Source organism: Streptomyces sp. NBC_01255, assembly GCF_036226445.1.
GTDB lineage: Bacteria > Actinomycetota > Actinomycetes > Streptomycetales > Streptomycetaceae > Streptomyces.
The window spans coordinates 7699858-7722366 of sequence record NZ_CP108474.1 but is presented as its reverse complement, the minus strand read 5'-3'; the positions used below and the strand labels follow the sequence as shown (position 1 = coordinate 7722366).

Annotated in this window: 21 protein-coding genes and 1 pseudogene; 12 read left to right on the top strand and 10 right to left on the bottom strand. The window is 71.0% G+C overall.

What is annotated here, in order from left to right; all coding sequences use genetic code 11:
• Nucleotides 1–2904 carry an AfsR/SARP family transcriptional regulator gene (locus OG357_RS35080; RefSeq protein WP_329624940.1) on the bottom strand — a complete coding sequence of 968 codons (2904 nt, stop codon included), beginning with the start codon at nucleotides 2902–2904 and terminating at the stop codon, nucleotides 1–3.
• An 80-nt stretch (nucleotides 2905–2984) separates the two neighbouring features.
• On the opposite strand from OG357_RS35080, the gene OG357_RS35075 reads away from it, so the two are divergent.
• The 5 genes from OG357_RS35075 (at nucleotide 2985) to OG357_RS35055 (ending at nucleotide 7764) form a co-directional block, all read left to right on the top strand.
• Nucleotides 2985–3530, top strand: coding sequence for a carboxymuconolactone decarboxylase family protein (locus tag OG357_RS35075; RefSeq protein WP_329624939.1), 546 nt, complete (start codon nucleotides 2985–2987; stop codon nucleotides 3528–3530).
• A 15-nt stretch (nucleotides 3531–3545) separates the two neighbouring features.
• Nucleotides 3546–4556, top strand: a complete 1011-nt coding sequence (locus OG357_RS35070; RefSeq protein WP_329624938.1) for a GNAT family N-acetyltransferase — start codon at nucleotides 3546–3548, stop codon at nucleotides 4554–4556.
• A gap of 52 nt (nucleotides 4557–4608) precedes the next feature.
• Nucleotides 4609–5400, top strand: a complete 792-nt coding sequence (locus OG357_RS35065; protein WP_329624937.1) for a VOC family protein — start codon at nucleotides 4609–4611, stop codon at nucleotides 5398–5400.
• Between the two features lie 99 nt (nucleotides 5401–5499).
• A complete protein-coding gene (locus OG357_RS35060; protein WP_329624936.1) occupies nucleotides 5500–6714 on the top strand; it encodes a glycosyltransferase in 1215 nt (404 codons plus the stop codon).
• Nucleotides 6715–6894: 180 nt separating this feature from the next.
• On the top strand, nucleotides 6895–7764 hold the full coding sequence (locus OG357_RS35055) for an alpha/beta fold hydrolase (protein ID WP_329624935.1): 870 nt from the start codon (nucleotides 6895–6897) through the stop codon (nucleotides 7762–7764).
• Between the two features lie 51 nt (nucleotides 7765–7815).
• On the opposite strand, the gene OG357_RS35050 is transcribed toward OG357_RS35055, so the two are convergent.
• The 5 genes from OG357_RS35050 to OG357_RS35030 form a co-directional block, all read right to left on the bottom strand.
• Complete coding sequence (locus tag OG357_RS35050; protein ID WP_329624934.1) at nucleotides 7816–8748, bottom strand: SigB/SigF/SigG family RNA polymerase sigma factor; 933 nt, start codon at nucleotides 8746–8748, stop codon at nucleotides 7816–7818.
• A gap of 229 nt (nucleotides 8749–8977) precedes the next feature.
• Complete coding sequence (locus OG357_RS35045) at nucleotides 8978–10861, bottom strand: transketolase (RefSeq protein WP_329624933.1); 1884 nt, start codon at nucleotides 10859–10861, stop codon at nucleotides 8978–8980.
• A gap of 76 nt (nucleotides 10862–10937) precedes the next feature.
• Nucleotides 10938–11099 carry a hypothetical protein gene (locus OG357_RS35040; RefSeq protein WP_329624932.1) on the bottom strand — a complete coding sequence of 54 codons (162 nt, stop codon included), beginning with the start codon at nucleotides 11097–11099 and terminating at the stop codon, nucleotides 10938–10940.
• 82 nt (nucleotides 11100–11181) lie between these two features.
• A complete protein-coding gene (locus tag OG357_RS35035; RefSeq protein ID WP_329624931.1) occupies nucleotides 11182–11478 on the bottom strand; it encodes a hypothetical protein in 297 nt (98 codons plus the stop codon).
• A gap of 171 nt (nucleotides 11479–11649) precedes the next feature.
• Nucleotides 11650–12315, bottom strand: coding sequence for a DUF2231 domain-containing protein (locus tag OG357_RS35030; protein WP_329624930.1), 666 nt, complete (start codon nucleotides 12313–12315; stop codon nucleotides 11650–11652).
• Nucleotides 12316–12475: 160 nt separating this feature from the next.
• Between OG357_RS35030 and OG357_RS35025 the strand changes: the two genes are divergently transcribed.
• The gene (locus OG357_RS35025) at nucleotides 12476–12790 is read left to right on the top strand and encodes a hypothetical protein (RefSeq protein ID WP_329624929.1); all 315 of its coding nucleotides are present in this window, start codon (nucleotides 12476–12478) and stop codon (nucleotides 12788–12790) included.
• Nucleotides 12791–12952: 162 nt separating this feature from the next.
• Complete coding sequence (locus tag OG357_RS35020; protein ID WP_329624928.1) at nucleotides 12953–13909, top strand: NmrA/HSCARG family protein; 957 nt, start codon at nucleotides 12953–12955, stop codon at nucleotides 13907–13909.
• Nucleotides 13910–14042: 133 nt separating this feature from the next.
• Here OG357_RS35020 and OG357_RS35015 read toward each other — a convergent pair.
• Nucleotides 14043–14171, bottom strand: a pseudogene (locus tag OG357_RS35015) (DUF6766 family protein); the annotation flags it as partial.
• Nucleotides 14172–14489: 318 nt separating this feature from the next.
• Here OG357_RS35015 and OG357_RS35010 point away from each other — a divergent pair.
• A complete protein-coding gene (locus OG357_RS35010; protein WP_329624927.1) occupies nucleotides 14490–14972 on the top strand; it encodes a DedA family protein in 483 nt (160 codons plus the stop codon).
• A 72-nt stretch (nucleotides 14973–15044) separates the two neighbouring features.
• Here OG357_RS35010 and OG357_RS35005 read toward each other — a convergent pair whose 3' ends face one another.
• Together OG357_RS35005 and OG357_RS35000 are read right to left on the bottom strand one after the other, a co-directional pair.
• Nucleotides 15045–16214, bottom strand: coding sequence for an MFS transporter (locus tag OG357_RS35005; RefSeq protein WP_329625791.1), 1170 nt, complete (start codon nucleotides 16212–16214; stop codon nucleotides 15045–15047).
• Between the two features lie 67 nt (nucleotides 16215–16281).
• Nucleotides 16282–16614, bottom strand: a complete 333-nt coding sequence (locus tag OG357_RS35000; protein ID WP_329624926.1) for an ArsR/SmtB family transcription factor — start codon at nucleotides 16612–16614, stop codon at nucleotides 16282–16284.
• A 211-nt stretch (nucleotides 16615–16825) separates the two neighbouring features.
• Between OG357_RS35000 and OG357_RS34995 the strand changes: the two genes are divergently transcribed.
• From OG357_RS34995 to OG357_RS34980, 4 genes are all read left to right on the top strand, one after another.
• On the top strand, nucleotides 16826–17590 hold the full coding sequence (locus tag OG357_RS34995) for a class I SAM-dependent methyltransferase (protein WP_329624925.1): 765 nt from the start codon (nucleotides 16826–16828) through the stop codon (nucleotides 17588–17590).
• A gap of 305 nt (nucleotides 17591–17895) precedes the next feature.
• Nucleotides 17896–18033, top strand: a complete 138-nt coding sequence (locus OG357_RS34990; RefSeq protein ID WP_329624924.1) for a hypothetical protein — start codon at nucleotides 17896–17898, stop codon at nucleotides 18031–18033.
• Between the two features lie 148 nt (nucleotides 18034–18181).
• Complete coding sequence (locus OG357_RS34985; protein ID WP_329624923.1) at nucleotides 18182–18949, top strand: SDR family oxidoreductase; 768 nt, start codon at nucleotides 18182–18184, stop codon at nucleotides 18947–18949.
• Between the two features lie 416 nt (nucleotides 18950–19365).
• Nucleotides 19366–20622, top strand: coding sequence for an extracellular solute-binding protein (locus OG357_RS34980; protein ID WP_329624922.1), 1257 nt, complete (start codon nucleotides 19366–19368; stop codon nucleotides 20620–20622).
• Nucleotides 20623–21109: 487 nt separating this feature from the next.
• Here OG357_RS34980 and OG357_RS34975 read toward each other — a convergent pair whose 3' ends face one another.
• A complete protein-coding gene (locus OG357_RS34975) occupies nucleotides 21110–22309 on the bottom strand; it encodes a S8 family peptidase (RefSeq protein WP_329624921.1) in 1200 nt (399 codons plus the stop codon).
• Nucleotides 22310–22509: the final 200 nt, after the last annotated feature.

Sequence of the window (22509 nt, the reverse complement as noted above, 5' to 3'; positions counted from 1 at the left end):
TCACGGCTCGTTCGCGATCGGCGGCAGCCCGGTGAGAAAGGTGCGGATCTCGTCGGCCTCGGGCACGGCGAGGACGGTGTAGAGATCGAGGGCCTGTCGGGCGTGGTCGTGGGCGAGGTCGATGCGGCCGAGGTCGCGGTGGACGTGCGCCAGGCCGTCATGGGCGCGGGCCTGCTCGGGACGGTAGCTGCACTCGCGGGCGAGGGTCAGCGCGTTGTCGTGTTCGGCCGCGGCCTGGGCGAGGTCGCCCAGGGACCGGGCGGCTTCCGCAAGGGCGTTGAGCGACTCGGCCTCGTCTCCGGGGAAGTCGAACCTGCGGCTCAGCTCCAGGGCCTGGCGGTGATGGCGCCGGGCCTCGTCGTAGGCGCCTTGCCGTTGGTACAGCAGCCCGATGTTGTTCAGTACGACGGTCTCGCCGATGCGGGATCCCGTCTCGCGGTGCACGTGCAGCGCCTGCCGATGGTGCTCGTGGGCGTCCTCGTACCGACCTCGGCGTTCGTGGAGGATGCCGAGGTCGGTCAGGCATCTGGCTTCGCCGGCGCGGTCGCCGAGCTCGCGGAAGAGCACGAGGGACCGCGCGCAGTGGTCGTGGGCCTGGTCGTACGCACGCAGTCGCGTGGACAAGGTGCCGAGGTTCTGCAGTGCGCGGGCCTCGGCACCCTGGTCGCCGATCCCGCGCGCGAGGTCCAGGGCGTGCCGGTAGTGCTCGTCCGCTTTCTCGTAGGCGCCGTGCCACCAGTAGTACACCTCGCCGAGGTCGAGGAGCGTACGTGCTTCGGCGGCTGTGTCGCCGCTCCGGCGGCCGGCGCGCAGTGCCAGGCCGTGGAGGGCCAGCGCGTCGGCCTGGTGCGCGTGGCCCAGCAGATAGCGGTGCAAGGTGGCGGCCAGTTGGCTGGTGGTGCGGGGGAGCCAGTCGAGCTCGGCCGCGTACTGGCCGACCGCCATGAGGTTCGCGCGTTCGCTGTCCAGCCAGGTGATCGCCTCGGCCTCGTCCTGCGGGGGGTAGGACGGGGTGTCCGGTGCGGGGATGCGCGGCCTGCGGTTCTTGCCCTGGGGGTAGAGGTGGTCGATGGCCGTGCTCGCGGTGTGGAGATAGTGGTGGAACAGTCGGCCGAGGGCCTCGCGCCGGGCGTCGAGGGGGTCCTGGGCGGCCGCGGTGGCGAGGGCGTGTTCGCGCAGCAGGTCGTGGAAGGTGTAACGGCCGAGCTGATGCTGAGTCAGGACGTGGGCGTCCAGGAGGTCTTCCAGGAGTGTCTCGGCCTCGTCGAGCGAGAGGTCCGCCAGCGCGGCTGCCGCCTCGGCGCTGACGTCACGGCCCGGCTGGAGCCCCAGGAGCCGGAACATGCGCTGCTGATCCGGAGTCAGCTGCTCGTAGGACAGCGTGAACGCCGCTGCCACTCCGCGCTCCGAGGTGGCCAGCTCGGCGAGTCTCCGGCGCTGGTCGCGGAGCCGGTCGGCCAGGTAGGCGACGGTCCAGCGGGGGCGATGGTGCAGGCGGGCGGCGGCGATGCGGACGGCCAGCGGCAGGAATCCGCACAACTGCAGGACGTCGAGGACGGCCAGGGGTTCGGCGTCCGCCCGTGCGCCGACGATCGCCGTGAACAACTCTACCGCGTCCGCGGCGGGCAGCACGTCCAAGGACAGGGCGTGCGCCCCGTCCAGGTCGGTCAGCCGTCGGCGGCTGGTGATCAGGACGAGGGTGCGGGAGGCTCCGGGCAGCAACTGGCGTACCTGGTCGGCGCCGAGGGCGTTGTCCAGCACGGCCAGCACGCGGCGGCCGGAGAGTTCGGACCGCCACAGCGCGGCGCGATCGGCGACCGACGCGGGTATCTGCTGGGCGGGCACGCCGAGTTGGCCCAGGAGGACCTCGAGCGCGGCGCCGGCGTCGAGCGGCGCCTGGCCGGCGGTGTGCGCCTGCAGGTCGACGAAGAGCTGTCCGTCCGGGAACTGCTCGGCGAGCCGGTGCCCCGCGTGGACGGCGAGCGTCGTCTTGCCGACCCCGGCCATCCCGTCGATCGCCGAAATCGTCACGACGCCGCCGCTGTTGCCCGACCACAGGCGGATCAGCCCGTCGAGCTCGCCTTCGCGTCCGGTGAAGTCCGGGACGTCGTACGGCAGGAAGTTGATCCCCTGCGGCTTCGCCGGCGCGGTGACCACCGGCGGCCGCAGATCGGGGGCGTCCCGCAGGATGTCCTCTTCGAGCTTGGTGAACGCGTGGCCGGGGTCCAGCCCCTGCTCTTCGGCCAGGGTCGCCCGGAAGGTTCTTGCCGTTTGCAGCGCGTCGGTCTGACGTCCGGCGCGGTGCAGGGCGAGCATCAGCTGGCAGCAGAGCCGTTCCCGCAAGGGGTTGGCCGCCGCGTGGACGGACAGTTCGTCGATGAGGTCGTCGTGCCGCCCCCGGGCCAGTTCCACCTCGGCCAGCCGCTCGACGGCGGTCAGCAGCTGCCCGTTCAGACGTGCTCTGGCGCTCTGGACGTAGTGGGCGGTGATGTCGGCCAGTGGCTCTCCCCGCCACAGCGCCAGCGCGGTACGTATCCCGTCCGCGGTGTCGGCCGGGTCGTCGGAGGCGGCCGGTGCCTTGGCGAGCAGGCTGGTGAACTCGTCCAGATCGAGTTGCCCCGGCTCGGGGGTGATCACGTACCCGGCCGGCCGGGTGGCCAGCATCCGGTCGGCTTCCGAGGCGCGCAGCATCCGTCGGATCGCGGCGATCGTGGTCTGGATCTGCGCGCGGGCGGAATCCGGCGGCAGCGGCCCCCACATCGCGTCGATCAGGCGATCCGTACTGATCGCGACCCCGGCATGCAGCAACAGGTAGGCGAGCACCGCGCGATGGCGGGGTGCCAGGCCTGGCGCGTCCGAACCGGGAGCCACGGCCTCCACCGGGCCGAGGATCGTGAACCGCATGCCGTCACTCCAGGGGTCGCCGGCGCGTGCATCGAAGAAGCATCGGGAATGTATCAAGATCAACCGGCATGGTTACCGGCATGCAAGCACTCCACAGCGTCGAACCGGAGACAGCGACCGGTGAGACCGCAGCTCTGTTCACTGCCACGCACCAGGCCCTGGGGGTCGTCCCCAACCTGGCCAGGGTGATGGCCAACAGCCCGACCGTACTGAAGGGGTACGTGGGCGTCGTCACCGCCCTGAGCGCGGAGGGAACCCTGTCGGCACAGGTGCGCGAGAGCATCGCGTTGCTGGTGGCGCAGGAGAACGGGTCCGACTACTGCCTGTCCGTGCATACGTTCCGCGGGACCAGGACTGCCGGGCTGAGTGCGGCCGAGGCCAGCAACGCCCGCCGGGGCAAGGCCGACGACCCCTGGGCCGCCGCTGTCCTCGATCTGGCCGCCGTGCTGGTCCGTGACCGCGGAACGGTGACGGACGAGCAGCTGGCCGCGGCCCGGCGCGCCGGGCTGTCCGACGGGCAGATCGTCGAGGTCGTCGCCCATGTCGCTCTCAACGTGTTCACCGACTACCTCGCCACGGCGGCCCGTGTCGACATCGACTGGCCGCTCGTGCGCCACACCGACTGAAGGAACGTGATCGCTTTGTCCTCATCAGTGGACGTTCACCAGATCCAGACCGTTTCGGCAGCCGACGCCCTCGCGTGGCATCAGGTCGTCGCGGCCTCGATGACCCACGACCTGCCCGGAGTACCGGCCCCCGACCCCGGACAGATCCACGCCCAGCTCACCCGGCCCGCTCTGGGCAGCCACCGGCTGACCTGGCTGGCCACCGGTGCGGACGGCACCCCGGCCGGAGTCGCCGGCCTGCGGGTGTTCACCTCCCCCGGCCAGGAGCACCTGGCCGAACTGGACCTCCACGTCGACCCCGCACACCGCCGCCTGGGAGCCGGCTCCCTCCTGCTGTCGGCGGTCGTGGAAGCCTGCCGCACCGAGAACCGGCGCAGCCTGGTCGCCACGGCCGCGGCCGACGGTCCGGGCGAAGCCTTCAGCGAACGGTGGGGTTTCCGCCGGGCACTCACCTTGGATCACCTCTTGCTGCGCCTCGTAGGGAGCGACGAGACGGACCGGTCCGACCTGCTCCGGATCGCCGATGCCGAGCACCCCGGCTACCGGCTGACCGGCTGGACCGGAACGGTTCCCGACACCCTCGCCGCCGCCTTCGCCGCGGCCAAGAACGCGATGAACGACATGCCCGTCGGAGACCTGGACTACGGCAGTGTGGCGTGGGACGCGGACCGCGTTCGCGCCATGGCGGCGGTGGTCGCCGACCGCGGGGACACGCTGCTGACCGTCGCCGCGGTCCACGACGACGGCACCATGGCCGGCTACACCGAGATCCTGATCCCCCAGGGAGCGGCGCCGCGGGTCCAGCAGTACGACACGGCGGTCGTTCCCGAACACCGCGGCCACGGGCTGGGGTTGTGGGTCAAGGCCGCCATGGTGCGCCGGCTGCGCGCCGAGTACCCCGGCGTCATCGAGATCGAGACGGACAACGCCGACGACAACGTCCACATGCTGGCGGTCAACCACCGCCTGGGGTTCCGCTCCTACCGGCGCACGCGCGAGTTCCAGCTCGACGTGTCCGCGACGTGATCCGTATCCATCTCCCTCCCTCCCGCCCTCACTCATTTTGCGAAGGTGCGTCATGAACGTCTCCTCTTCCACCCTCTCCCTGACCGTCGCCGACGTGGACGCGTCCCGCGAGTTCCTGTGCGGCCACCTCGGCTACGCGGTGGCCATGGCTGACGACGGCTTCGTGTCCCTGACGCGCGGGGACGGCGCCGTCGACGTCGTCCTGCTCCGCCGCGGCACCGCCGTCCTTCCGCCCGAGCAGCGCGACCAGCGGGCGGCCGGGCTGATCCTGGCGCTCACCGTCACCGACCTCGCGGCGGAGGAAGCCCGGCTGCGCGCGGCGGGCGCCCCCATCACGATGCCGCTGCGCGAAGAGCCGTGGGGCGAGCGGTTGTTCCAGCTGACCGACCCGAACGGCGTCGTCGTCCAGCTCGTCGAATGGGCGGCCGCCTCCGACGCCGCCGATCCGGCCGACGACGACGAGAGCGCCGCCGCGATCGTGATCACTCCCACCGCGGACCACATCACCGTCTCCCCGAACGCCACCATGGCCGGCCTGGCGGCCCCCAGCCGCGGCAGCACCGAACTCAGCACCTGGACGGTCACGATGGACGCCGGCGCCACCGGCCCCGAGCACTCCATCAGCCGTGAGCAGGTCTGGACGGTCACCGCGGGCTCGCTGGAGGTGAGCTGTCGCGGCCGTACGGAGAAGGTCACGGCCGGCCAGACCCTCATCCTGCCGCCGGACCGGCTCCGCCGGATCCACGCACCGGAACAGGCCACGGCTCACGTCTCGATGCCCGCCGACGGGGTCGCCTCCGTACCCGGCACCGAGGGCGCCCGTGAACTGCCCTGGGCCCGGTAGAACCGCCCCAGGGGTCTGAGGCAGACTCGGAAGACCGGCTCCTGCCGCACCATTGCCTGCCGAGGCCGGCACCCACGGAACAGAAATGAGAATCACGACATGCGTGTGCTGTTGATGGCGTACGGATCGCGCGGCGACATCGCGCCGCTGGCGGGCCTTGCGGCGCAGCTGCGGAGTCTCGGCGCGGAGGTGCGCGTGTGCGCGCCGCCGGACGAGGAGTTCGCGGAACTGCTGGCCGGTGTCGGTGCGGAGTTGGTGCCGTTCGGGCGGGACGTGCGCGCGCTGCGGACAGGAGCGCCGCCGTCGGACGCGGCCGCGTTCGCGGCCGAGCTGGTCGCCGCGCACTTCGACACGGTCGGCAAGGCGGCCGAGGGCTGTGACGTGCTGGTGGCGAGCGGTCTGATGCCGGCCGGTGCCCGCTCGGTGGCCGAGAAGCTGGGCATCCGCTACGTGTACGCGGGCTTCCACCCGTTCGAGATGCCCTCCGCGCACTACCGGCCTTCGCCGCGCCCCGGCCCGCCGGTTCCGCCCGGCACGACCGACAACCAGGCCCTGTGGGACTTCGACGCCCAGAAGGTCAACGCCCTGTATCTCCAGCCCCTCAACACCCACCGCGCGGCGCTGGGCCTCGCACCGGTGGACAACGTCCGCGACCATGTCTTCACCGAACGGCCGTGGCTGGCGGTGGACCCGGTCCTGGGCCCGTGGGAGCAGCTGACGAACCTCGACGTCGTACAGACCGGCGCGTGGATCCTGCCCGACGAACGCCCCCTCCCCGGCGATCTGGAAACGTTCCTGGACGCGGGCACGCCACCGGTGTACGTCGGCTTCGGCAGCATGCCGATGGGTACGGCCAGCGACATCGCCCGGACGACCGTCGAGGCGGCCCGCGCGCAGGGCCGCCGCGTGCTCGTCTCCCGTGGCTGGGCGGACCTGGGCCTGGTGGACGACTCGGACGACTGCTTCGCCGTCGGCGACGTCAACCACCAGTCACTGTTCCGCCGGGTCGCGGCCGTCGTCCACCACGGCGGCGCGGGCACGACGACCACCGCCGCCCGGGCCGGTGCGCCCCAGGTGGTGGTACCCCAGTTCGTGGACCAGCCGCACTGGGCCGCCCGCGTGGCCGGGCTGGGCATCGGCGCGGCACACGACGGCCCGACCCCGTCCTTCGAGTCCCTGTCGGCCGCGCTCAGGACGGCTCTGGCCCCCGAGACGGAAGCACGGGCGAAGGCCGTCGCCGGCACGATCCGCACCGACGGGGCGGCGGTGGCCGCGAAGCTGCTCCTCGACTCGGACGAGGCTGCGCGCCGATGAGCCCGGTGGACCACGTCGTCGCCGACGGCTGGACCCCCGACCACGGCCACGTCAGTACCCGCGGTGAGCTGGACGCGGATTGATCACGCAGGACCGCCTGCAAGCCCCTGCCTCGTGCGCTCGCCGCGCCGGGGCCCCATGGCCACGCCGAACAACGGCGGCCGGAAAGTGAGTACACAGATGCAGCCGACTTTCGTACTGGTTCACGGAGCCTTCGCGAACTCCTTCTCCTTCGCTCCCCTTCAGGCCGAACTCGGGCTCCTCGGGCACCGTTCGATCGCCGTCGACCTGCCCGGGCACGGGTTCCAGGCGACGTTCACCCGCGCCTATCAGTCACCGCAGGACCCCGGCGGGCTCGCCGAGGCGCCCGGCTCGATCAAGGGCGTCACGCTCGCCGACAACGTCGCGCACCTGATCGGGATCCTCGAACGGGCGAAGCGGAACGGTCCCGTGATCCTCGTCGCCCACAGCCGGGGCGGCATCACGGTCACGGCCGCGGCCAACGCGCGCCCGGACCTGATCGACCGCATCGTGTACGTATCCGCCTGGTGCCCGATCCACCTCGACGTCAACGACTACTACGCCGAGCCGGAGATGGCCACGGTCGACCCCGCCGCCTTCGCGTCGGCGCTGGCCGGCAACCCCGCCGACCTCGGCCTGCTCCGCGTCAACTTCCGCACCGCGAACCCGGAGTCGCTCGCGGCGTTCAAGGCTGCCTTCCTCGCCGACGGCACCGACGAGCAGTTCCTCACGTTCCTGAACACCTTCCAGCCCGACGAGAACCTGGACGCCGGCGGCTCCGCCGACCGGGCGCAGGCCGCGACGTGGGGCCGCGTCCCGAAGACCTACATCCGCCTGGCCGACGACGCGAGCCTGCCTCTCGCCGTCCAGGACCGCCTGATCCGCGAGGGTGACGAGCTGACGCCTGACAACCCGTACGACGTCCGCACGCTGGAGGGCAGCCACCTGAAGTGGCTGGTCGACCCCGCGCCGGCGGCTCGCGTCCTGGGCGAACTCGCCACGCTCCCCGCCTCGTCCACTCAGGCGTGATCGGGAGCCGCATCCACCGCGAACGAGGGTGCCGGGCGGTGTGGGCGGAGGTCAGCCACCCGTCCGGCCCGCCGTGGGACCGTCCTGGAGGAGACCCTTCCTGAGTTCGCCGAGGATGCGGCTGAGCAGGCGTGAGACGTGCATCTGGGAGAGGCCGAGGCGGCGGCCGATCTCGGCCTGGGTGAGTTCCTCGCCGAAGCGGAGTTCGAGGATGCGCCGGTCGCGGGCGTCGAGCACGGCGATGAGCGGGCGGAGCGCCATGAGGGACTCGATCAGCTCGTAGAAGGGTTCCGTCGTCGAGAGCTGCCGGGCGCTCGCCCCGGGGCCGACGTCCTCGTCGCTCGCCGGTACGTCCAGGGAGCGGGCGTCGTAGGCGTGGGCCGCGAGCTGACCCTCGGTGACGTCCTCCTCCGTGAGGTGGAGGTACGTGGCGATCTCGGCCCGGCCGGGGCGGTGGCCGAGGCGCTGCTCCAGGGTGTCGGCGGCCTTCGCCAGGTCCATCCGCAGCTCCTGGAGGCGTCGTGGGACGTGGAGGGCCCAGCTGGTGTCGCGGAAGAAGCGCTTCATCTCGCCGGTGATCGTGGGGAGGGCGAAGGAGGAGAAGTCGACGCCCCGGCCGGGGTCGAAGCGGTTGATCGCCTTGATGAGGCCGATCGTGCCGACCTGGACGATGTCCTCCATCGGCTCGGCGCGGTTCCTGAACCGGCGGGCGGCGAATTTGACGAGGCTGAGGTTGAGCTCCACCAGGGTGTTGCGGACGTAGGAGTACTCCGGGGTTCCCTCGTCCAGCTCCCGCAGTCGCGCGAAGAGCGAGACGGACAGGGAACGGGCGTCGTCCGTGGATACGGCAGTGGGGTGTACGGGCGCGGGAAGCCCGTCGAGCGCGGCGCGTCGCGTCGAGGCCTCCGCATCGTCTGGCGCCACCACGGATGGGGCCGGGGCGGCGGAGCGCGAGGTGACGGAGGGGGCTCTGACGGTCGACATGAGAGCTCCTTCGACGGTGGCGGTGGGCCTGCCGCCGCGGTCGCGAGGGGAGCGGCGGCGGTCCGTCGGTCGAGCGTCCTGAAGGAAAGATTCCCACTTCTACGGGTTTGACACGGTTCCGAGAACGGGGGCGGGACTCTCGGGCTTGTTCACTCTCGGGCTTGTTCACTCCCGGGCTTGTTCACTCCCGGGCTTGTTCACTCCCGGGCTTGTTCACTCCCGGGCTTGTTCACTCCCGGGCTGCGACAAGTGTGCGCGCGGCCCGGACGACGTGGGCGCGGGAAATGCCTGCCGCGTCGAGGAGCTCGTCGGTTTCGCCGGAGCCCGGCAGTCCGGTGACGGCGAGGTGCGCGAAGGCGGGGTGGTCGCCTGCCGCGGCGAGGGCGGAGAGGACGGCCTCACCGATGCCGCCTTCGGGGTGGTGGTCCTCGGCGACGACGAGAGCGCCGGTCTCCCGGGCGGCCCGCGTGAGGGTGTCGGCATCGATCGGCTTGATGGAGTACAGGTCGACGACCCGGGCCCGGACGCCCTCGTCGGCCAGCTGATCGGCGGCGGCGAGGCACTCATGGAGGGTGACACCGGCTCCGATGAGCGTGACCTGGTCGTCCTCCCCGTGGCGGAGGGTCTTGGACCCTCCTACAGGGAAGGTCTCGCCGTCGGCGTAGAGCACCGGGTAGGCCCCGCGGGTGGCACGCAGGTACGAGATGCCGTCCACGTCGGCCATCGCTGCCGTCAGCGCTGCCGCGGACGTGGCGTCGCTGGGGTACAGGACGGTGGAGCCGAGCACCGCCCGCATCATGGCGAGGTCTTCGACGCCCATCTGGGACGGACCGTCCGCGCCGATCTCGACACCGCTGTGGGTCCCGCACAGGGCGAGGGTGACCTGCGAGACGGCGGCCATGCGGATGAAGTCGTGGGCGCGGGTGAGGAAGGCGGCGAACGTGGTGGCGTACGGGCGGAACCCGCGTACGGCCATGCCGACCGCGTCCGCGATCATCTGCTGCTCGGCGATGTACGTCTGGAAGTACCGCTCGGGGTGGGCCTTGCCGAAGTCCTCGGCGTGGGTCGAGTTGCCGACCTCGGCGTCCAGGGCGACGACGTCGGGGCGGGCGCCGAGGGCCGCCAGCGCTCGGCCGAAGGCGACCCTGGTGGCCACGTCGTCCCCCACGTCGAAGCGCGGCAGTTCCACGGTCCCGGCCGCGGCCGGGAGCGTGCGGTCGGACGGGACCGTGGGCGGCCTCGGTCCGCGTGCTCTGAGTTCGTGGCCGCCGGACAGTTCGGCGACCGCGCGCTCGGCGACGTCCGCGGGCAGCGGTTTGCCGTGCCAGCCCTCCCGGTCGGCCACCTCCGGCACACCGCGGCCCTTGACGGTCCTGGCGACGATGACGGTGGGTGCCTCCCCGTCGGCGGCGGTGGTCATGGCCCTGTCGATCGCTTCGAGGTCGTGGCCGTCGATCACGATCGCCCGGCATCCGAAGGCCTCGGCACGGCGGGCGTAGGCATCGGTGTCCCACTCCAGCTCGGTCGGCCCGCTCTGTCCGAGACGGTTCACATCGATCAGGGCGGTGAAGTTGGCCAGCCGGCGGTGGCCCGCCTTGCCGAGGGCCTCCCACACGGACCCCTCGGCCGTCTCGCTGTCGCCGCACAGCACCCACACCCGGTAGGGCAGCCTCTCCAGATCCCGGCCGGCCAGCGCGATGCCGACGCCGTAGCCGACACCCTGGCCGAGGGATCCGGTCGCCACGTCCACCCACGGCAGGACGGGGGTGGGGTGGCCTTGCAGACGGTGCCCGAAGCGGCGGTACGTCGTCATCAGCTCGTCGTCGCCGATCGCGCCCGCGGCCTTGAACATCGCGTACAGGAGCGGCGACGCGTGCCCCTTGGAAAAGATCAGGTGGTCGGCGGCCGGGTCGTCGGGGGCGTCCCACGCGTAGCGGAGGTGGCGGGTCATGAGGACGGCCATGAGGTCGGCGGCCGACAGGCTGGATGTGGGATGCCCGGACCCCGCCGCGGTGCTGGCGCGCACGGAATCGGCCCGCAACTGCTGGGCGAGCCCGAAGACCTCCGACAGATCGCTTGTGGGGCCGACGTCGGTGAGGGGCCGTGCAGTCATGAGTGAACTCCTTCCACCCGAGCGCCGGGGCGACGCCGCCGCGCTCAGGTGGCGGGCGGGCCGAGGCCGGCCTCGGTCAGCGGTCCTTTTCCTTCCGCTTCTTGTGACGCGCGCTCGTCGCTCCGGCATCGCTCTGTTCCTGCAGACGACGGCCTTCCGCCTGGAGAGCCGGATTCCGCAGCGCGATGCCGTCGGACTCCTTCTTGAGCCCCCGGATCCGCGTGTATGCCGCTTTCATTCTTCCCATGGTGCTCACCCTTGATCTTGTGCGACCGGAGGGACGACGCCGACCGCCCGTAACCCCGCCCGCGCGACCCCGCCTACGTCTCCCGCAGGGTGACGCGGCGGTCCGCGCCGCGACTGCCCTGATCCGGTGGGCCGACGACGACCAGCGGGATGCCCCGGAGGCCGCACAGCCGACGGGCGCGGGCGAGGACGCTGAGGGACGCCGGTGAGGGGTCGGCGGTGGGCAGCTGAATCCTCACCCGACCGTACGGGCGGTGGGCGAACAGGGCCATCTCGATCTCCAGGGTGGCCGCGGCCCGGCTGGAGATGTCAAGGTCGCGAAGGATCGCCAGGTGCAGGACGCCGTCCTCCACGTTGTGCCCGATCAGCATGTCGCCTCCCGTACTCACAAGCCGTCCCCGGCCGGAGGACGCTCCGTGCGGAGCTCGGCGGAGGGCGGCACGAGCAGTATCTCCTGAACGGGAGCGGATCGCCTGGTCCAGGAGTGGCAGGTGAAGTTGTCGTAGTAGCCCGGGGCGGGGCCGATCGGGGCGTGGCCCGGCCTACCGCGGGGTGTCGGGCGTGGCCGGCGGCACGGCCTGCGGCCCGGCAGGCGGCGCGGCCTGGTCGGCGACGGTTCGCCGGTAGGCCACGTGTCCGCCCAGCGCGCCGCTCACGGCGAGCGCCGTCAGCCCGGCGAAGGACCACACGCGGCCCTTGACCGGATGGCCCCGCGTTCTCGCTCTCAGCGACGTCACGTAGCAGGCGATCATGGCGACGTTCGACACCGCGTGCGCCAAGCCCACCCGGGCCTGTTGCGGGGGCAGGTCCGCCCAGTCGACCCAGCCGGCAAGGGCCGCGGGGGCCGCGCCGGCCAAGCCCACGGCCATGAGTGTCGTGGCGGCCGGCTGTCCCCCGGGAACGATGTCCAGCACGCCTGCCGAGAGGAAACAGCCGACCGGGACCTGCACCAGTACGGGATGCAGCGGATGCCCCAGGGGCCTGCCCCTCAGCAGGTCGCGTGCTCCGCGCAGCGGAAGGGCTCCGACGGCCCGCTGGAGCGCGTGGACCGCGGGATCCGCGGGCGTGAGCTGCTCGATGCGTCCCACGGCTCTCAGCCACCCGGCGGACGCCGTGTCGAGGACCGTGGCCGGGCCCGTTCTCGCGGACCCGGTCCCCGCGGTCGTGGTGGTGCTGTCGGTGGTTGAGTTCGGACTACCGCGAGGCATCGTGACTCCTCGACTCGTACGCGGTGGTGGAGGCCGGAGGACGAATCCGCCGGCTCCGTAGTGCGCCTGCCCGGCCAGGAGCGGTTGATGCGGAACAGCGTCGGCATCGGGAGGTGGCGCTGCTCGCCCGTCCGGAGCCGCTTCCTCCTACGCTCGGCACATGACCGAGAACGACATTCAGCTCAAGGCCATCGCGGCGCTCACGGCTTTGCGCGGTGGTGTCGGAGCGGATTACGTCTCCGACCTGCTCGGGGAGGTCATCCCGACGCGGTTCGTCGTGCCGGACACCGACGATCCGGCGGAGGTCGGGGCGGCCATGCTCGACCAACTCGCCGATCCGCTGAGCGCGCTGATCAACGGCTTCGTTCTGGCCTTCGAGACACTCGCCGGTGCGTACGACCGGACCGATCCCGACATGTCCACCGACGCGATCCTGCAGGCGCTCGCGCTCGGCATCGCACGCGACGGGGAGTGATCCGGCGAACGTGAGAAGTCCTCGGCCGGGGCACGTACGCAGTCGCTGCGGCGCATACCGGCCGACGCCCCGGGCAGGAGCTGATCAGGAGAAGGACTAAGGTCCGCCGCACCGGCAGGCTGCAGGGCTGCAAAGCCGCGAAGCTGCGAGGCGAGTCGATTCATGACCGAGAAGAAGATCATCACGGTGATCGGGGCGACCGGCAGGCAGGGCGGCGGTCTTGTGCGGGCCATCCTGGCCGATCAGAAGGAAGAGTTCGCGGTCCGGGCCGTCACCCGCCACCCCGACGGGGAGCCCGCCCAGGAACTGAAGCGCCTCGGGGTCACGGACATCGTCCGGGCCGACATGGACGATCCGCCCAGTCTCGCTCCTGCCTTCGCGCACGCGTACGGCGCTTTCTTCGTGACGAACTTCTGGGAGCACATGTCCGCCGAGCGGGAGAAGGTCCAGGCCCTGGCTCTCGCCCGGGCCGCTTCCCACGCCGGCGTCCAGCACGCGATCTGGTCCACGCTGGAGGACACGCGCGCGTGCGTCCCGCTGGACGACGACCGGATGCCCACGCTGCAGGAGCACTACAAGGTGCCGCACTTCGACGGCAAGGCGGAGGCCGACCGGTATTTCATCGACGAAGGCGTACCGACGACCTTCCTGCGCACCACCTTCTACTGGGAGAACCTGCTCAGCGACTTCGCTCCGCAGCGCGGCGAGGACGGGGCACTCCAGCTGATCTACCCGATGGGTGACCACCGGTTGTCGGGCATCGCCGTCGCGGACATCGGCAGGACCGCGCTGGCCGTCTTCCGCCGCGGCACCGACTTCATCGCCGCCACGCTGAGCATCGCCGGAGAACACCTCAAGGTCGCCGACATGGCAGCCGCGATCGAGGAGAGCCTCGGGGACCGGGTCCGGTACAGGCCGCTGACACCGGACGAGTTCCGCGCCCAGGGATTTCCCGGCGCCGACGAGGCGGGGAACATGTTCCAGTACTACGCCGACTGCGAGGACCACTTCGTCACGGCCCGTGACATCGACGCCGTACGCGAACTCAACCCGGCCCTCCAGTCCTTCACCACCTGGCTCGCCGAGCACCAGGACCGGCTGCGCACCGCCTGGCCATGACCCGTCACCGACGCCGACGCCGACGAGGTCGGGCCCGCACCAGGGAGCGCGGCGGCACCGTCGGCGTCGGTCCCGTCTCCCACCGCTGCGAGCACGGCCGGACGTACGCCGACGAAGCGGGCATCGCCCCTCGTCATCCCTCCACTCCGGTCGACGTGTGCGCCGCTCCCACCGGCTTCGACTCCGGTGAGCCTCGCTGCCTCAGGTAGACGGTGAGGACCACCATCGAGGCGACGGCGAGGAACTCCGACCTCCAGGTCTCGGTGACGTCGAGTGGGCGCCCCGGTGCGGTATTGGCACGCCATCGCGTCGATCACCAAGCGGTGATCGCGCAGACGACCACCCTGTATCCGCCGTAGGCACGTTCGGTTAGGCTGGCCTTGCCTGGCGTGCGGACCTTGGCGTGCGGGTTCGGGTTCCGGTGCCGCAGGTGGGAACCCAGAAGACGGAACGGGCAGAGGCAGGGCGCAGGTGAGAGACAGTGACCGAGCTTGTGCGCGTCGTGCGCCCGGCGGGGCGGGAATGCCCATGCGAGTGACGAGGGACACGGGTTCCGGCCCGGCGCCCGGGACGAGGCGTCGTGGATAAGATCGCGCTCACGGCCGGAGCCCTGTACGTCATCATCCTGCTTCGCGCCGGAGGGACGTTCGCCGTCGGGTGGCTCGCCGGCGCCGGTGCCCGGCGCAGCAGGTACGCCGAGCGGATCTCGTCGGCGAAGTTCCAGCGCGCCGAGCAGGCGATTCAGCGGTGGGGCGCGCCGGTGGTGGCCGTCTCCTTCCTGACCGTCGGTTTCCAGACCGCCGCCAACTTCCTCGCGGGCAGCATGCGCATGCCGTTGCCGCGCTACCTCCCCGCCCTGTTCGTGGGCGGAGCGGCCTGGGCACTGATCTACGCGACCGCGGGCCTCGGCATGCTCGAAGTACTGGGAAGGCTCTTCGCCGAGCAGACGGCCCTTGGGGTGTCCGCGGTGGCCGCCCTCGTCCTCGGGGTGTGCGGGGTGGTGGTGTACCGCAGGAGGAGGGCGGTCCCGTCCTCCGGCGACACCGTGACCGACGAGTCGTGAGCCCGGCCCGGACACCGGGGTCGGAGGCGTGCGCGACGAAGCGAACCGGGGCACATGGTGGCGCGGGGCGTGTCACGCCCTGGACTCCTCCGGGCGGGCCGAGGCCGGCGCCGGAACCACGGGTGCGGGTGCCGCGGGGTGACGTGTGGTTCGCAGGTGCCGCAGGAGGGTCAGGGCGGTGACGCCGGCGGCGATCAGCCCCAGTTCGGCCGGGGCGAGCCCGAACCATTCCTGCGCCAGCCCGCCCAGTCCGCCGCCGAGGGCGACCCCGACGTAGAGCGCGGAGGAGTTGAGACCGAGCAAGACGGGTGCGGCGGCGGGGCCGAGGGCGATGAGCCGGTGCTGCTGCGGGACGACGATGACGCCGATGGTCACACCCCAGACCGCCGCCCAGATCAGAGTGGGCGCGAGGGCGCGGGTCGCCAGTGGGCTCAGCGCCAGGGCGAGCGTCGCGAGGGCGAGGGCGCCGGTGAGGACGCGGGCGGAATCGTGGCGGTCGACCAGGCGTCCGGCGGTGACGTTCCCGGCCAGGGTGCCGACACCCCAGGCCAGCAGGACAAGGGTCAGCAGCGACTCGTTGCCGCCGGTGGCGTCCCACAGGGCCGGGACGATGTAGGTGTAGAGAGTGTAGGTGCCGAGGAAGGCCAGTGAGGTGACCGCCAGCAGGGCCAGTACGTGGCCTTGCCTGAGGGGGCGCAGACGGTCGGGCAGCGAGGCGGCGGGAAGCGTCACCCTGGGCAAGCCGACGGCGATCCCGATGGCTGCCAGCAGGCCGATTCCGGCGACGGCCCAGAGGGTGACGTGCCAGTCGGCACGGCCGATCAGTGTGCCGAGCGGTAGTCCGAGCGCGGTCGCCGACGTGAGGCCGCCCAGCACGAAGGCCAGTGCCCGGCCTCGGCGTTCCGGCGGTGCGATGGCCGCCGCGGTGCTGGAGGCGGCGGCGGTGATGATGCCCGCTCCCACGGCGGTGACGACGCGGGCGGCCATCACCACCTCGTATGTGGTCCCCAGCGCGGTGACGGCGTTGCCGATCACGAAGACGGCCAACGCGATCAGCAACGCCGACCGCCGGTCCAGGCTGCTGGTGAGGGCCCCCATGACCGGCGCCGACAGCGCCAGCGTCAGGGCGAAGACCGTCACCAGCTGGCCGGCGGCCGGGGTGGAGACCCCCAGGTCGGCCGCGATGGCAGGGAGCAGGCCCGCGATGACATAGCCGTCGGTGCCGACGGCGAACGTCGCCAGGGCCAGGGGCAGGCGGTCGGTCAGGTGTCGGAATCTCGGCCTGGTCGATGACTGCCTGCGCCGGGTGTCAGGTTCCTGTGACTGCGAGCGTGTGGCGAGCTCCGTTCAGTACGGAGTCGAGCAGGCCGGGAAACGGTGCGTCCAGGTCGTCGCGGCGCAGCCGCACCATCCGGGACCGGCCCTTGATGGTGGTCCAGGTGACGCCCGCCTCGCGCGGCACCCGGTAGTGGCGGGAGAGCGTCGTCTGGTGAACGTCCAGGTCGCCGCCGATGGCGTTGCAGCTCTCCTCGCCGGTCACGGCGAGCCGCTGGACGATCTCCAGTCGCACCGGATCGGCCAGCGCACGCAGTACCACCACCATCCGGATCGCCTCGGTCGCCGGCTGGGACACCTCGCGCATCGTTTCCCTCCCTCCCTGGCAGGCCTTCATCCGCCAGGGCGTCCGGAGCAGCTCCGGGCAGCCGCCGGGACTCCCGCAGGATCGTGGACGAAGGCGCGGCCGCGGGGCCCGCTCCCGTCTCGCCTCCGCGAGGCCCCGAGTGATCCGATCGCGGCGCGCGATACGATCAACAGCACGGCATCGAGCCGCAGTTGAACGAGAGGGCGCCCTCATGACCGCTGTCGCCGACCACTACGATCAGCTCCTCGCCGCGAACTACACCTGGATGCTCGGCGGTGACTTGGAGACGGTGACCGAAGCGCAGGCCGGACTCCTCCGTGAGCTGGGAGTGGCCCCCCGTCCGGGCGGGAAAGCCGCCGCCGTCGACCTCGGCAGCGGCCCGGGCCCGCAGACCCTGGCGCTGACCCGCCTGGGCTTCACTTCGGTGACCGCGGTCGACACCAGCGCCACGCTCCTGGGCGAACTCGTCGATCACGCCACGCGCGTCGGCGCCGCGGAGGCCGTCCACGCCGTACGGTCGGACATTCGCGGCTCTCTGCCCAGCCTCACCACGCCGGGCTCGGTCTCGGCCATCGTCTGCATGGGGGACACGCTCCCGCACCTGCCCTCCCGCAAGGACGTACGGACGCTGATCGCGGACGCCGCCGAAGCACTGGACGAGGGCGGGAGCTTCGTGGTCAGCTTTCGCGACCTGACAGGGGAGCTTCTCGGCACGGAACGCTTCATCCCGGTGCGCGGCACCGACGACCGGATCCTGACCTGCTTCCTCGACTACGTGGACGAGGACACGGTCCTGGTCCACGACCTCTTGCACACCCGCCGCGACGGGGCTTGGCACCTGACGACCGGAAGCTACCCCAAACTGCGGCTCGCCCCCACGTGGGTGGCTGACCAGTGCCGCGCAGCGGGCCTCGTCATCCGTCACGACGAGACGGGGCCCCGCGGCATGCACGTCCTTCACGCCGTCAAACCCTGACGGCTGCCGCTTCAGCTCTGCCGGCGGTCCGCGCCTTCGCCCACCTGCCCGACCACGTCCCTTCCGCGCCCCGGCCGGCCGACACCACCTGCGATTTCCACCGCCCGGCCGCGACCTGTTGGACCGGCAGCAACATTCCGCCCCGCCGAGGTACCCGGCTGCGCCCGCCGCATGTACGCCAGTTGGAGCGACTCGGGCTCTAACCGTGCCGCCACGGTAGTGGGCAGGCCTCTCCTTGACCTGAAGCAGGATTGAGGTTCTAGAGTGTTGGCTAATTGATCATCTGACGACGGGAAGAAACGCGCATGATCCTCGCGACCGGAGCCACCGGAGCCACCGGAGACCTGGGCGCGATGATCGTCACGCGCGCCACGAGCCGCTGGTGGTGCGGCCCCTTCCGGGACCGGTCACCCGAGCGTCCGGCATGGGTGGGCCTCGCCTGAACGCCGAAGCGATTCCGCGTGATACCGGGCGGCGTTCCGGCATCCCATGCTCGCGCCGCCGACCCGGCCCACAGCGTACGACCGCCGGACAGGCCGAACCCATCTCACCGCTGCCGCACACGGCCGCTCACCCGATCAAAGGAACAGCATGAACCTCACCGACCGCCGCGTGGTCATCACCGGGGCGGGCCGTGACTTCGGCCGCGCGCTCGCCCACCACTTCGCCGGCCTCGGCGCCGAACTCCTCCTCGCCGCACGCAGCCTGGAAGCGGCCGAACGCACTTGTGGCGAGATTCGCGACCGCGGCCACGACCGCGTGCACGCCTTCGCCTGCGACCTCGCCGACCCCGCCTCGATCCGCGAGTTCGCCGCGGCGGTCGGACGCCGCACCGACCGCGTCGACGTCCTCGTGAACAACGGTGCCCGATGGCTGGAAGGCCCTGACCTCCTCTCGGTCTCCGACGAGGACGTGGCCGACACGCTCGCCTCGGGCAGCACCGGCACCATCCTCGTGACGAAGAACCTCCTGCCGCTGCTTCTCGCCTCCGACCACCCCGACGTGGTCACGATGGTCTCCGTCTGCGGCGTTCCCGGCGCCCAGCACCCCGTGGCACACGAGGCCTACTACGCGGCCAAGCACGGCCAGCGGGGCTTCACCGAAGCGCTCTCGCGCCGTCTGCGCCCCCAGGGCGTCCGGGTCATCTCCCTGTTCCCGCCGGACTTCGACAGCAGCCGTGACCCACTGTCCCCGGAATGGGACACCACCCCGCGCGGAGCCCAGGACCCGCTCGCGGCACAGTCGTTGATCGACTGCATCACCTTCGCGATCCAGCAGCCGCGCGACTGCTACATCAGCGCCTTCCACTTCGAGTCCCTGAACCCCTCCGCCACGGCCGGCGGCACCGCGCAGCTCTGAGCGGCCCTTCCCAGCCGCGGCGCCATCGGGAAGCTCCGCAACACCGGCATCTCGAACGCGCTGATGGTGGATGCCCCCAACTGGGGCCATGGCTGGTCAAACACCATGCGGAACTCGCTGATCGCGGTCATCCTGACGCCGGCGATCAGCAACGGCAGCGCACAAAGAGACGAACCGCCGCCGTTGACGTCGCCCACAGGGCAGCGTTGCCCACGTCGGATATCGGACGCAGAGGTTTCTACGCGCGTCAAATAGGCCCCGGCATATCGGAAAGCACCATGCGGAATCTTCTCACTTGGAGCTAAGCCCACAACGTTCGGCAGGGGGCGCAATTCACCCCCGGGCCAGGAGAGAATTTCGGACGCACTGTCTAAAAAGATCCAGAGGAAAGACCCATGCGACGAAGACTCTCCGGCATGACCATCTCCGTGGCCGCGTTCGGACTACTGGGCTCCCTCGTCACCGCGTGCGGCTCGTCCGGTAGCGAACCCACGACGTTGCGCCTGGTGGCACCCGAGTACGGCGCCGGCCCCGCGACCACCTCCAAGGCGTACTGGGACAAGCTGGCCACCACCTTCACCGCCGCCCACCCCGGCATCAAGGTCGAGGTGACGCTCTACCCGTGGGCCGACATCGACCGCGAGGTCACCCGCATGGTCGAGGAGAACAACGCCCCGGACGTGGCTCTGATGGGTGCGTACTCCGACTTCGCCGCGCAGGGCCGGCTCTACGCCGCCAGCGAGGTGATGTCGGTCAGAACGGAGGCGAACTTCCTGCGGCCCCTCGCGGAGGCCGGCTCGGTCGACGGCGACCTCTACGGCTTGCCCTTCGTGGCGAGCAGCCGGCTGCTCTTCTACAACGAAGAGCTGTTCGACGAGGCAGGCGCGAAGCCGCCGAAGACCTGGTCGGACCTGAAGGACGCGGCCAAGGCGCTGAAGGAGGAGGGCGTGCTCTACCCGTACGCCCTACCGCTCGGCCCCGAGGAGGCGCACGCCGAAACCCTGATCTGGGAACTGAGCAACGGCGGCGGGTACACCGATCCCAACGGCGGGTACAGCATCGCGTCCGAGCGGAACACGCAGACATTCCGCTGGATCAAGGCCAACCTGGTCGTGCCGGCCCTTACCGGCCCGGTCCCGCCGGCCGAGCTCAACCGGCAGGACGCCTTCGACGCCTTCCTGCGCGGCGACGTCGGTATGGTCAACGGCTATCCCTCGCTCCTTCACGAGGCGAGGGCGAAGGGCATGAAGGTCGGCACGCTGCGCATGCCGGTGTCGGACACACTGAACGACAGGGAGACCACACCGACGGCGGGCGTCGCCGACTGGATGATGGCTTTCAAGCACGACGGCAATCGCGAACCGGTGGGCTCGTTCCTGAACTTTGTCTACCAGGACAAGAACATCAGCGAGTTCGCCGGGCGCTACCACCTGCTGCCGTCGACGGTGTCCGCCACCCAGGCGTCCCAGTACGCGGCGGCGGACCCCAGCGCCGAGCAGTTCCTCACCGCACTGGGCACTGCCCAGCTCTACCCGGTCAACGATCCGTCCTGGCTGGAGATCAGCAACACCATCAAGCGGAACATCGGCAAGGCCGTCGAGCCCTCCGCCGACCCGAAGGCCGTCCTGGAGCACATCGCCCAGCAGGCCCGGGACGTGGCGCAGCAAAGGTAGCGGTCTCCGGCATCTGCGGGGACCGTATCCTCCGCCCCCGCCGCCGGTTTCCCCATTTTCTCCGGTTCGGTTCGTCTTCCTGCCGTTCCCTCGTTTCGCCCGTCGCCCGTCTCCCCCGCGGATGCGGCAAACGGGCCGTACGGCGTCGACCCCACGCCTGTCTCGTCACTCGCGCAGTACCCACAAGGTGGCGCGAGCGCCCTCACCGGGCAACGGACGAACATCGACCGTCGGCCACCCGGTTGACACCCCTGCTTGCGAAAAGTTCCGTCCACCGCCTGGTCCGGGTCCAGGGCATCAAACCTGTGATCGCCCACCACGGCGTCCTTCACGGCCATGCGGCAGGTCGGCCGATACGGTTCCGGCTGCATGGCGTGCGGCGTCGGCGGCATAGCAGCGTGGTAGCCGACACGGAAGGAGGTGGCCCTCCATGGCGCGGAGGGCCACCTCCTGGTCGGTTCACCGACGTGCGACTGTCACGGTGTCGCTACGGGGCGACCTTCAGCAGCTTGTTCGCGGTGCCGGCGGAGGGGTTCTTGATGGCGTCCGCAGTGGCCGCCCCGGTCAGCGCGGCGGCGGTGTCGGCGGGCGTCGCGGACGGGTTGGCCGCCAGGTACAGGACGGCGGCGCCCGCCACGTGCGGGGCGGCCATGGAGGTGCCGGAGATCGTCTTGGTGCCGGTGTCGCTGTCGTTCCAGGCGGAGGTGATGTCCGAGCCGGGCGCGTACAGGTCGACCACCGCGCCGAAGTTCGAGAAGTCCGACTGCTCGTCGTCCTTGGTGCTGGACGCCACGGTGAGCGCCTCCGGCACCCGGGACGGCGAGCCCTGCCCGGCGTCGGAGGACTCGTTGCCGGCCGCGACCGCGAAGGTCACGCCGGAGTCGATGGCCCGCTTGACCGCCGCGTCCAGCGCCTCGTCGGCGCCGCCGCCGAGGCTCATGTTCGCGACCGAGGGCCCGGAGTGGTTCTGGGTCACCCAGTCGATGCCCGCCACGACCTGTTCGGTGGTGCCGGAGCCGTTGTCGTCCAGGACGCGAACGGCGACGACCTTGGACTTCTTGGCGACGCCGTGGGAGGTGCCGGCGATGGTGCCCGCGACGTGGGTGCCGTGACCGTTGCCGTCGTCGGCGGTGTTGTCGTTGTCCACGGCGTCGAAGCCGTGGCTGGCCCGGCCGCCGAAGTCCTGGTGCGAGATCCGTACGCCGGTGTCGATGACGTAGGCGGTCACGCCCTCGCCGCCGTTGTCGGGGTAGGTGTACTTCTGGTCGCCCGCCGCGTCGGCCTGGTCGATCCGGTCCAGGCCCCAGGACGGGGGGTTCTCCTGCGTCTCGTTGATGCTGAACCGCTTGTTCTGGACGACCGTCCCGACGGCGGGGTCGGCGGCGAGGCGCTTGGCCTCCTCGACGCTGAGGCCGGACGCGGAGAAGCCGTTGACCTCGGAGCCGTAGGAGCGCACGAGTGTGCCGCCGTACTTCTTCGCGAGGTCCGCCTTGTTCGCGGATGCGTCGAGGATGACGACGAAGCTGCCGGAGACGGCGCCCGGGGCGCCGAGACCGTGCACGGTCCCTTCGGCCGGGGCGGCCGCTCCGGCGATGTTGCTCGCGAACAGCGCCGCAGCGGCAGCGCCTGCCACACCAGTGGCTATGGCCGCGTTACGAAGACCGTGGGATCGCTTGTGAGTTGCCATGAAAGGGGATCTCTCCTCGTGTTGACGTGTGGGGCGTCAAACGTTCGAGAGAACCCTGTGCGGGTTGGCAGGAGCAAATCAAGAGCGAACCCGGGGTACGGGCTTATTCAACAAGGTTTCTTAATGATCTCTCCGCATCGTCTCCACGCCGCACACGCCGCCTGGCCAACTCCTGCCTGAAATGGGCACGTTCTCGATCC

Excerpts from the sequence above, each read along its gene's own strand:
- OG357_RS35055 (WP_329624935.1), top strand. The coding sequence starts at position 6,895 with ATGCAGCCGACTTTCGTACTGGTTCACGGAGCCTTCGCGAACTCCTTC.
- OG357_RS35040 (WP_329624932.1), bottom strand. The coding sequence starts at position 11,099 with ATGAAAGCGGCATACACGCGGATCCGGGGGCTCAAGAAGGAGTCCGAC.
- OG357_RS35045 (WP_329624933.1), bottom strand. The coding sequence starts at position 10,861 with ATGACTGCACGGCCCCTCACCGACGTCGGCCCCACAAGCGATCTGTCG.
- OG357_RS34995 (WP_329624925.1), top strand. The coding sequence starts at position 16,826 with ATGACCGCTGTCGCCGACCACTACGATCAGCTCCTCGCCGCGAACTAC.
- OG357_RS35035 (WP_329624931.1), bottom strand. The coding sequence starts at position 11,478 with ATGCTGATCGGGCACAACGTGGAGGACGGCGTCCTGCACCTGGCGATC.
- OG357_RS35050 (WP_329624934.1), bottom strand. The coding sequence starts at position 8,748 with ATGTCGACCGTCAGAGCCCCCTCCGTCACCTCGCGCTCCGCCGCCCCG.
- OG357_RS35020 (WP_329624928.1), top strand. The coding sequence starts at position 12,953 with ATGACCGAGAAGAAGATCATCACGGTGATCGGGGCGACCGGCAGGCAG.
- OG357_RS34975 (WP_329624921.1), bottom strand. The coding sequence starts at position 22,309 with ATGGCAACTCACAAGCGATCCCACGGTCTTCGTAACGCGGCCATAGCC.
- OG357_RS35030 (WP_329624930.1), bottom strand. The coding sequence starts at position 12,315 with ATGCCTCGCGGTAGTCCGAACTCAACCACCGACAGCACCACCACGACC.
- OG357_RS35065 (WP_329624937.1), top strand. The coding sequence starts at position 4,609 with ATGAACGTCTCCTCTTCCACCCTCTCCCTGACCGTCGCCGACGTGGAC.
- OG357_RS34985 (WP_329624923.1), top strand. The coding sequence starts at position 18,182 with ATGAACCTCACCGACCGCCGCGTGGTCATCACCGGGGCGGGCCGTGAC.
- OG357_RS34980 (WP_329624922.1), top strand. The coding sequence starts at position 19,366 with ATGACCATCTCCGTGGCCGCGTTCGGACTACTGGGCTCCCTCGTCACC.
- OG357_RS35060 (WP_329624936.1), top strand. The coding sequence starts at position 5,500 with ATGCGTGTGCTGTTGATGGCGTACGGATCGCGCGGCGACATCGCGCCG.
- OG357_RS35080 (WP_329624940.1), bottom strand. The coding sequence starts at position 2,904 with ATGCGGTTCACGATCCTCGGCCCGGTGGAGGCCGTGGCTCCCGGTTCG.
- OG357_RS35000 (WP_329624926.1), bottom strand. The coding sequence starts at position 16,614 with ATGCGCGAGGTGTCCCAGCCGGCGACCGAGGCGATCCGGATGGTGGTG.
- OG357_RS35075 (WP_329624939.1), top strand. The coding sequence starts at position 2,985 with ATGCAAGCACTCCACAGCGTCGAACCGGAGACAGCGACCGGTGAGACC.
- OG357_RS35025 (WP_329624929.1), top strand. The coding sequence starts at position 12,476 with ATGACCGAGAACGACATTCAGCTCAAGGCCATCGCGGCGCTCACGGCT.
- OG357_RS34990 (WP_329624924.1), top strand. The coding sequence starts at position 17,896 with ATGATCCTCGCGACCGGAGCCACCGGAGCCACCGGAGACCTGGGCGCG.